This window comes from Selenomonas sp. ND2010, from assembly GCF_000702005.1.
Classification (GTDB): Bacteria; Bacillota; Negativicutes; order Selenomonadales; family Selenomonadaceae; genus Selenomonas_A.
Genome location: NZ_JNKI01000046.1, coordinates 1 through 9,005, shown reverse-complemented (window position 1 = coordinate 9,005; position 9,005 = coordinate 1). Strand labels below are relative to the sequence as shown.

Below are 9,005 nucleotides of genomic sequence, written 5' to 3'. Positions count from 1 at the left end.
CCGCTAGGGGCAGTGCCATAAACGAAGCGTTTGATGTTTTCCGTGAAGAACGAAATTTTTATCCTCACCGTTCGTCGAAAAATTGCTACCGTTCAAGCGAAGCGCGTTTTGCAACTTTTTCGATGCTTAATTAAAGATAAAAATTTCGTTTAGGAAAACATCTCCCGCGTAGTGTTGGCACTGCCCCTAGCGGTGGCGAAGAGCTGATTCGAATAAGGTTCCACGAACCGATAAACTGTAATTGGTAAAAGTTCGTTGATAAATTCGTAAAAGCCTCCATAAGGTAAATCAATCTACCTTATGGAGGCTTTTACGAATTTATGTCAATATAAAGGGATTTTTCACAGTCCCTTTTTGTTGTTTATTTGATTTTACCAGCCTGGAATTCGGTCAGGATGGTCTTTTTCGCGATCTTGCCGGTGGTGGTACGTGGCAGTTTGTCCATGATATGGAATTCGCGCGGAATCTTGTAGAGTGCCAGGTTGGCCTGCAGGAACTTCTTGAGTTCGCGGACGTTTACCGTGCAGCCTTCCTGTACGCTGTAGAAGCAGGCACCGGCCTGGCCGCGGAGTTTATCCTCGATGCCGACAACGGCTGCTTCGTAGATGCCCGGGAATTGGTAGATGAGCTCTTCGACTTCGCGCGGATAGATGTTTTCGCCCATGCTGATAATCATATCCTTGATGCGGTCGACGATGAAGAGATAGCCGTCTTCATCGGCGCGGGCAACGTCGCCGGTGTGGAACCAGCCGCCGCGCATGGCGTCATGGGTGACATCGGGTAGATTCCAGTAGCCGAGCATGACGTTGTCGCCTTTTACGACGAGCTCGCCGGCCTCACCCTGCGGAACGTCGTTGCCTTCGGCATCGATGAGGCGCCATTTGAGGCCCGGAACAATCGGACCGCAGGAGCCGACTTTCGGTTTTTCCGGCGGGTTCATGGTGACAACGGGCGACGTTTCGGAGAGGCCATAGCCCTCGCAGATGTCGACGCCGAATTTGCCCATGAAGTCCTGCTGGATTTTGAGCGGAAGAGTGGTGCCGCCGCTGACGACGAGGCGCACCGTCTTCATATCCTCTTCGCTGGCCAGCTTCGTCAGCAGGCTGCAGATGGACGGTACGATGTAGAGGTCCGTGACCTTTTCGTCGCGGATGGTGCTGATGGTCTCCTTCGGCGTGAAGGAGTCAAGGATGACGACCGTCGCGCCGACGCTGAAGGGATAGAATACCGAGCAGGTCAGGCCGAATACGTGATACATCGGCAGGACGCAGAGAACGGTGTGCTCAGCTTTGCAGCCCATGAAGGACATCTGACGCGTGTTGGCCACGACATTGCGGTGCGAGAGCACAGCGCCTTTGGGATTGCCCGTGGTGCCGGACGTGTAGATGATTTCGCACGGATTATCTTCGCTGAAGTATTCGGTCAGAACCGGTGCGGCAGGAATGCCGTCTTTTTTCTGGCCGATGTTGCGGATATCCATCTGGGTGACTTTGAGGTTGCAGCGCAGTTGTGCCATCGCGTCGGCGAGGTTCAGTGGCTGATAGGTCAGTACCGTTTCGATGCCGGCATCTTTGATGATGTAGGCAATCTCGCGGCTGCTGAGCTGGAAGTTAATGGGAACGACGATAGCACCAAGCGACGTGATGCCCATAAAGGCAAAGACGAACTCGGCGCTGTTGCGCGTGAACAGGCCGACGCGGTCGCCCTGACGGACACCGGCAGCATAGAGCCGATCGCGGCAGTTGTTCACACATTCCTGGAATTCTGTATAGGTGAAGCGGCGCTCGTGGTCAACGATGGCCAAGGCGTCAGGTGCACCCTGACGAATAAGGTCATGAATAAACATTTCATCACTCTTTCTTTCTGGTTCAATAAAAATACGGGCAGGTTTTCTGCTTGCGTTAATTTTATACTAGGTACTAATTTTTGTCAAAGCAAAAATCAGGCATCGGTACGCAGTTTTTTGAGCTTGCGGATTTTGCGCTGCTGGATGCCGACGGTGCTGTGCTGATAGCTGTAGCCAAAGTAGACCAGACAGCCGAAGGCGCACCAGACCAGGAAGCGGATCCAAGTTTCAAGGGGCAGGTGGGCCATGAGATACCCGCAGGCGAGAACGGCCAGCGGAGCAATCAGCCAGACGAGTGGACAGCGGAAGGCGCGCGGTACATCGGGCTTGGTGATGCGAAGTACCATGACGCCGATGGCTGCTACGAGGAAGGCCGAGAGCGTGCCGATATTGGCCATTTCTGCGATGAGGCCAATGGGGGCAAAGCCGGCAATCAGCGAGACGAAGATAGCCCCGAGGACGGTGACGATGTAAGGCGTATGATAGCGTTTGTGAATCTTGCAGACGCGGGCCGGAACCATGCCGTCACGGCTCATGGCAAAGAAGATGCGGGCCTGTCCGTAGAGCAGGACCAGAAGCACCGTGGTGATGCCAGCAATCGCGCCGACGCCGACAACTGCGGAGCCGAGGTTGTAACCGATATAGCGCAGGGCAAAGGCTACTGGCTCCGGGTTGTTGAGTTCCGTGTAGGGAACGACACCGGTTAGGACCCCGGCGACAATGACGTAAAGGGCGGTGCAGACGATAAGTGATCCGATGATGCCAATCGGCAGGTCACGGGATGGATTTTTGCACTCTTCCGCGGAGGTGGCAACGGCATCAAAGCCGATATAAGCGAAGAATACGATAGCAGCACCAGCGGCAATGCCCGATGCGCCAAAGGGCATAAAGGGTTCCCAATTGGCCGTGTTGACATGAGGACCGGCCAGCAGCAGGAAGATGAAAACGGCCGCTAACTTGATAAAGACTAAAATCCGGTTGAGTTTCGTGCTTTCCTGCGTGCCGCGAATCAAGAAGAAGGTTAACAGCAGGGTGATCAAAATGGCGGGTACATTGATGATGCCGCCGTCAGCCGGGACATGAGTCAGTGCATGACTGACCTCGATGCCGGCACTTTGCAACAGTCCCGTGACGTAACCGGACCAGCCTGAGGCTACGGCACTGGCGGTAACGGTGTACTCCAGAATCAGATTCCAGCCGACAATGAAGGCGATGAATTCGCCCAGGGAGGCATAGGTATAGGTATAGGCGCTGCCCGATGCGGGAACAATGGAGGAGAACTCGGCATAGGCAAGGCCGGCCAGTGCACAGGCAAGCCCCGACAGAATAAAGGAAATCGTGACCGCCGGGCCGGCGTATTTGGCCGCGGCAACGCCGGTAAGGACGAAGATGCCGGTGCCGATGACACAGCCGATGCCTAAGAGAATGAGGTCAAATGCACCGAGGGTTTTGGCCATGCCGGAGTTTTCGGCAGCGGCGCGCATCTGCTCAATGCTTTTGGTGCGGAAAAGATTCATGGAGTAGTTCATTCCTTTCAAAGTATAATCTTCATATAATTAGGAAATTATTGGGCAATCCAATCGCGAAATTTTTTCGGATCGCTGTTGATGACAAGTTCCTCTGGAAAATCATACTGGGCAATCATTTCCTGTGAGTAAGTATGATTGCCGACATCTAGGTCGATATGAGCATCACTTCCGAGGATAACGGTGGTACCGTATTTCTTGCAGGCGGACAGGAGCTCTCCTGCGAGCTCGCGGGAACCGTCGCGGCTGCCACCGGGGGTGTAGGAGCTGTTATTGATTTCGAGCAGGACATGGTTTTCGCAGGCGGCCTTAGCCAGTTTGTCAAAATCGACAGGATACAACGGATTGTCCGGATGTCCGATGATTTTGACCTTCGGGTGGCGCATGGCACCAATCAGAGCCGCGGTATTTTGTTCCCGCGTGCCCGGACGGATGCACGGATCATGCAGACTGGCAATCGCATAGTCGAGCCGGGAAAGCAGATGTTCCTTGAGGTCGATGGAACCGGTATAGTCGAGAATGTTTAGCTCGACGCCCATGACGACATCGATGCCATAGGCTTCCGGCCGGATGACTTTGAAGTTGCAGAAATAGAATTCGTGGAATGCGCCAGGCATGGACGGTGCATGGTCCGCGATGCCGATGAGTTCCAGCCCCTTCTCCTTCGCGGCGGTAATCATTTCGCGGAGCGTGCTGTACGCATGAACACTCGCGATAGTATGGGTGTGAACGTCCAATAGATCTTTCATGAACGGAAAACCTCCTACTGTAAAAAAAATCACTGCCTTCTATTATATAGCAGAGAGGCAGTGAGGAAAAGGTTATTTCCTGCTAACTTTTTTGCAAAAATTATATTGACAGCAGGAGGTACTTCCAGTATAATAAATCTTGTCGTTATGACTTGGGGTTATAGCTCAGTTGGTTAGAGTGTCTCGTTGACATCGAGGAGGTCACAGGTTCGAATCCTGTTAACCCCACCATTTAGAAATTTTGCTCTCGCTTTGCGAGAGCTTTTTTGTTTTTATTTTACAATAACTATGGATTTTTCGGAAATAGAAGCGTATAATGAAATACGTTGAAGCGCTCGCTTAGCTCAGTTGGCTAGAGCATCTCCGTCACATGGAGGGGGTCGGGGGTTCGAATCCCTCAGCGAGCACCATAGCTGATTGCGCCGTACGGATTCGTACGGCTTTTTTGTTGCGCGGCAAGCAGGAATCCATCAAATATGGACTATTGTATTTATTAATATAGTTTTCGTTGACAGTGGCAGGGGAGTTTGCTATTATAGTCAAGGGAAATAAGGGATTCTCCAGACTCAAAATGAGGCCTGTACCCCAAGGGGAGAGGTCAATTTGAGTTTTTTCGTCGTGTTTTCACTTCCGCGGTGCTGTGACGCCGCCAGGAATTGATGAGGAGGAAATCACAAAAATGATCGAACGTTACACCAACCCGGAGATGGGTCACCTGTGGTCCATCGAGAATGAATGGCAGCAGATTTTGAATGTTGAAATGGCTGCCTGCGACGCCATGGCTGAGCTCGGTGAGATTCCAGTTGAGGCTGCGAAAAATATTCGCGCCAAGGCTAAGTTTGATGTTAAGCGCATCAAGGAAATTGAATCCGTTACGCATCATGACATCATCGCTTTCCTGACCAACGTCGCCGAAAATGTTGGTGATGATTCCAAGTACGTCCATAAGGGATTGACTTCGAGTGATGTCAAGGATACGGCTTATTGCATGATGATGCGCGATGCCGCTGACATCATCCTGGATGATCTCAAGAAGTTCCGCGAGGTACTGCGCCGTCGTGCGGTTGAGTTCAAACATACGCCGTGCATTGGCCGTACCCATGGTATTCATGCGGAGCCGATGACGTTCGGTCTGAAACTTTTGCTCTGGAGTGCTGAGATTGAGCGCGATATCGAGCGCGTTGAGCATGCCAAGAAAATCGTTTCGGTCTGCAAGCTTTCGGGCGCTGTGGGCACTTACTCCAATATCGATCCGCGCATTGAGGAAATGGTCGGAAAGACGCTGGAACTTACGCCGGTCCGTCTGGCTACGCAGGTCATTCAGCGTGACCGCCATGCTGAGTTCGTGACGACGATGGCTATCGTATCGAGTACGCTCGAGAAAATCGCGACGGAAGTCCGCAACCTGCAGCGTACGGATATCCGTGAGGCTGAGGAGTATTTCTCCCCAGGTCAGAAGGGGTCTTCGGCTATGCCGCATAAGCGCAATCCAATCAACTGCGAGCGCATCTCGGGTATGGCCCGCTTGAACCGTGGCAATGCCGTAGCCGCTATGGAAGACATCACGCTCTGGCATGAGCGCGACATTTCCCATTCCTCGGTTGAGCGCGTTATCCTGCCGGATACGACGATTAACCTCGACTATTGCACGAGAAAGCTTACCAACATCATCGATAAGCTGCTCGTGTATCCGGAGAAGATGATGCACGACATGAACCGCACAGGCGGTCTTATGTACAGCTCCCGTCTGTTGCTGGCAGTTGTCAGCAAGGGCGTACTGCGTGAGGAAGCTTACAAATGGGTACAGCGCAACGCCATGAAACGCTGGATGGAAGGCAAGGACTTCAAGGAAAGCGTCGAAAACGATCCGGATATCACGAAGTACCTGACGAAGGAAGAAATCGACGATTGCTTCGATTACAAGTTCTTCATCCGCCGTGTCGATATGATTTTCGAGCGCTTCGGACTTTAAGCAAAATATGTTATGATGAGCCGTGGGCTCAAATATTGAGCCCTTACGGCGTTATTATACCCGTAAGGGCTTTTTTATGCCCTGCGGGAGGATTTGCTGCCGCAGTTGGTCTGCCAGCTGGCGGACAGTAGTGATTAAGGAGAGAAATCTTATGTCAACAGTAGTAGTTACCGGTACTCAGTGGGGCGATGAAGGCAAGGGCAAGATCGTAGACTATCTTGCTCAGCAGGCTGAAACGGTCGTCCGTTTCCAGGGCGGCAGCAATGCCGGCCATACGGTTGTCGTTGATGGCGAGGCTTATAAGCTGCGCCTGATGCCGTCGGGCATCCTGTTTAAGGGCACGCATTGCGTGGTCGGCAATGGTGTTGCTTTCAGTCCGAAGGTTATGCTCGAGGAGATGGATGGCCTGGCTAAGCGTGGTATCGACCTTTCGGGTATCCGCATCTCGAACCGTGCGCATGTCGTTCTGCCGTATCATTGTCTGATGGATGGTCTTGGCGATGAGAAACGTGGCGAGAACAAAATCGGTACGACGAAGAATGGTATCGGCCCCTGCTACATCGACCGCGATAACCGCATCGGTATCCGCGTCTGCGACCTTATCGATCGTGAGGAGTTCGCCAAGAAACTCAAGGCAAACCTTGAAATCAAGAACCGCGAACTCAAACTGCTCTATGACCACGAGCCGCTCGACTACGAGGAGATTCTGGCTGAGTACAACGGCTATGCTGACCGCCTGCGTCCGTATGTCTGTGACACGATTGCTCTTCTCAACGAGGAAGTTAAAGAAGGCCGCAAGATCCTGTTCGAAGGTGCGCAGGCTACGATGCTCGATATCGACTATGGTACGTATCCGTATGTTACGGCATCCCATCCGATTTCTGGTGGCGTCGGCGTTGGCTGTGGCGTAGCACCGCGCGCTATCGACAAAGTCGTAGGTATCGTCAAGGCATACTGCACGCGCGTTGGTGAAGGTCCGTTCCCGACGGAGCAGCTCAACGAAATCGGTGACCGGATTCGTGAGGAGGGCCATGAGTATGGTGTTGTCACGGGCCGTCCGCGCCGCACGGGCTGGCTTGATGCCTGTGTCGTCCGTTATGCTGGACTGCTTTCGGGCATCGATTACATGGCCGTGACGCGTCTCGATATCCTCGACAGCTTCGACGAGATCAAGATGTGCGTTGCCTATAAGTACAAGGGCGAAATCTTGAACGAGATTCCGGCCAGCCTCAAAGTTCTGGCAGAAGTCGAGCCGGTTTACGAGACGTTCCCAGGCTGGAAGACCGATATCAGCAAGGTCCGCAAGTACGAAGACCTGCCGGAGAATGCTCGCAAGTACCTCGAGCGCATGGCTGAGGTAACGGGGATCGGCCTCGGTATCGTTTCCGTTGGTCCGAACCGCGATGAGACTATCGTCATCGCTAAGGATATCTTCTGATTTTAGCGCATAGAGAAGCCCGTCCGCTGGATTGTCAGTGGACGGGCTTTATGCTATACTATTGGCGTGCTACCATAGGCAGGCGGTAAGTCTTAGCCCCAGAGAGGGGCGATGCGGATGACGAAATATGATTTTTTCGCGTTGATGCTGTTAACGCTTCTCATAATCGTTGCCATAAAGGCATAAGAATACCGCCCTGCAGTCTCACAAACTAGGGCGGCTTCTTTAAGCTAATTACTAATTTCGGGGCTGACCGTCTAGCGGTAGCACTTCTTATATACTCATTATATAGATATTTATGTTTTCAGTCAAGAAAGGATAGAAAATATGGACTATAAGATGCTGGCATTTGATCTCGATGGTACGCTCAATAATGATGACAAAGTAATCACACCGAAGACGCGGGAGGCCATCATGTCGCTGCAGAAGCAGGGCGTGGTCGTAGCGTTGGTTTCGGGCCGTCAGGCGCCGGGACTGAAGCGTGAGGCTGAGGCGTTGGAGCTTTCGAAGTATCATGGCCTGCGCATTTCCTATAACGGTGGCCGCATCGAGGATGCGACGACGAAGGAAATCCTCTTTGACAGCAGCATCGATAATAACACAGCCGTACGGTTCCTGCGCCATCTCGAAGAATGGCCGGAGCTGTCGCCAATCGTCGACGATGGGGTGTCTATCTATACGACTGATGCCAAGCGCCACAAAGTCATGGATGAGAGCCGCAACAACAATCTCAAGATCAAGATTGTCGAGAATATCGCGGAGGCCGTAGCGCAGGGCGGATTCAACCCGGTAAAGATCCTGACGGCGGCCCCCAATGAGATTCTAGTGCCGCATCTGGCCGATATTCGCCGTGGCTTTGAGGATAAGATGTCGTTCGTTCAGTCGGCACCGTGGTTCTACGAAGGAACCATCAAAGGCGTTTCGAAGCTCAGTGCGCTCGAGCATGCCTGCGATAAGCTGGGCATTGACCGCAGTGAGGTCATGGCCTTCGGAGATGCGCAGAACGATATGAGCATGATCGAATTCGCCGGCTACGGCGTCGCTATGGGCAACGCCTGTGAAGAGCTCAAGGAAATGGCCGATGAAGTTACGCTGTCCAATAACGAAGATGGGATTGCGGCTACGATTGCGAAACACTTCGATATATAAATTACAGTTTATCGGTTCGTGGAACCTTATTCGAATCAGCTCTTCGCCACCGCTAGGGGCAGTGCCAACACTACGCGGGAGATGTTTTTCTAAACGAAATTTTTATCTTTAATTAAGCATCGAAAAAGTTGCAAAACGCGCTTCGCTTGAACGGTAGCAATTTTTCGACGAATGGTGAGGATAAAAATTTCGTTCTTCACGAAAAACATCAAACGCTTCGTTTATGGCACTGCCCCTAGCGTCGGCTGAGGATGTGGCAAGTTTCGCAGGGCTACCCCCTCCGAGGGCGCAGCAATTCGTACCGGCTCTAACCGAGGCGGCGGGG

The 9,005-nt window shown here is 52.5% G+C and carries 6 protein-coding genes and 2 tRNA genes; 5 read left to right on the top strand and 3 right to left on the bottom strand.

Features of this window, described 5'->3' with window-relative positions:
• Window positions 1-361: 361 nt before the first annotated feature.
• The 3 genes from T504_RS0111650 to T504_RS0111640 all read right to left on the bottom strand — a co-directional run bounded on the left by T504_RS0111650 (window position 362) and on the right by T504_RS0111640 (window position 4,121).
• A complete protein-coding gene (locus T504_RS0111650) occupies window positions 362-1,846 on the bottom strand; it encodes a class I adenylate-forming enzyme family protein (RefSeq protein ID WP_033171250.1) in 1,485 nt (494 codons plus the stop codon).
• A gap of 95 nt (window positions 1,847-1,941) precedes the next feature.
• Window positions 1,942-3,363: an amino acid permease gene (locus T504_RS0111645; protein ID WP_033171249.1), complete on the bottom strand. Its 1,422-nt coding sequence runs from the start codon at window positions 3,361-3,363 to the stop codon at window positions 1,942-1,944.
• Window positions 3,364-3,410: 47 nt separating this feature from the next.
• A complete protein-coding gene (locus tag T504_RS0111640) occupies window positions 3,411-4,121 on the bottom strand; it encodes a phosphatase (protein WP_033171248.1) in 711 nt (236 codons plus the stop codon).
• 154 nt (window positions 4,122-4,275) lie between these two features.
• Between T504_RS0111640 and T504_RS0111635 the strand changes: the two genes are divergently transcribed.
• The 5 genes from T504_RS0111635 (at window position 4,276) to T504_RS0111615 (ending at window position 8,680) form a co-directional block, all read left to right on the top strand.
• A tRNA-Val gene (locus T504_RS0111635) sits at window positions 4,276-4,352 on the top strand.
• Between the two features lie 102 nt (window positions 4,353-4,454).
• Window positions 4,455-4,531 (top strand) — tRNA-Val (locus tag T504_RS0111630).
• Between the two features lie 269 nt (window positions 4,532-4,800).
• On the top strand, window positions 4,801-6,093 hold the full coding sequence (gene purB, locus T504_RS0111625) for an adenylosuccinate lyase (protein ID WP_033171247.1): 1,293 nt from the start codon (window positions 4,801-4,803) through the stop codon (window positions 6,091-6,093).
• Between the two features lie 151 nt (window positions 6,094-6,244).
• Window positions 6,245-7,531, top strand: a complete 1,287-nt coding sequence (locus T504_RS0111620; protein WP_033171246.1) for an adenylosuccinate synthase — start codon at window positions 6,245-6,247, stop codon at window positions 7,529-7,531.
• A gap of 327 nt (window positions 7,532-7,858) precedes the next feature.
• Window positions 7,859-8,680 carry a Cof-type HAD-IIB family hydrolase gene (locus tag T504_RS0111615; protein ID WP_033171245.1) on the top strand — a complete coding sequence of 274 codons (822 nt, stop codon included), beginning with the start codon at window positions 7,859-7,861 and terminating at the stop codon, window positions 8,678-8,680.
• Window positions 8,681-9,005 lie beyond the last annotated feature (325 nt).

Excerpts from the sequence above, each read along its gene's own strand:
- T504_RS0111650 (WP_033171250.1), bottom strand. The coding sequence starts at position 1,846 with ATGTTTATTCATGACCTTATTCGTCAGGGTGCACCTGACGCCTTGGCC.
- T504_RS0111645 (WP_033171249.1), bottom strand. The coding sequence starts at position 3,363 with ATGAATCTTTTCCGCACCAAAAGCATTGAGCAGATGCGCGCCGCTGCC.
- T504_RS0111640 (WP_033171248.1), bottom strand. The coding sequence starts at position 4,121 with ATGAAAGATCTATTGGACGTTCACACCCATACTATCGCGAGTGTTCAT.
- purB (WP_033171247.1), top strand. The coding sequence starts at position 4,801 with ATGATCGAACGTTACACCAACCCGGAGATGGGTCACCTGTGGTCCATC.
- T504_RS0111620 (WP_033171246.1), top strand. The coding sequence starts at position 6,245 with ATGTCAACAGTAGTAGTTACCGGTACTCAGTGGGGCGATGAAGGCAAG.
- T504_RS0111615 (WP_033171245.1), top strand. The coding sequence starts at position 7,859 with ATGGACTATAAGATGCTGGCATTTGATCTCGATGGTACGCTCAATAAT.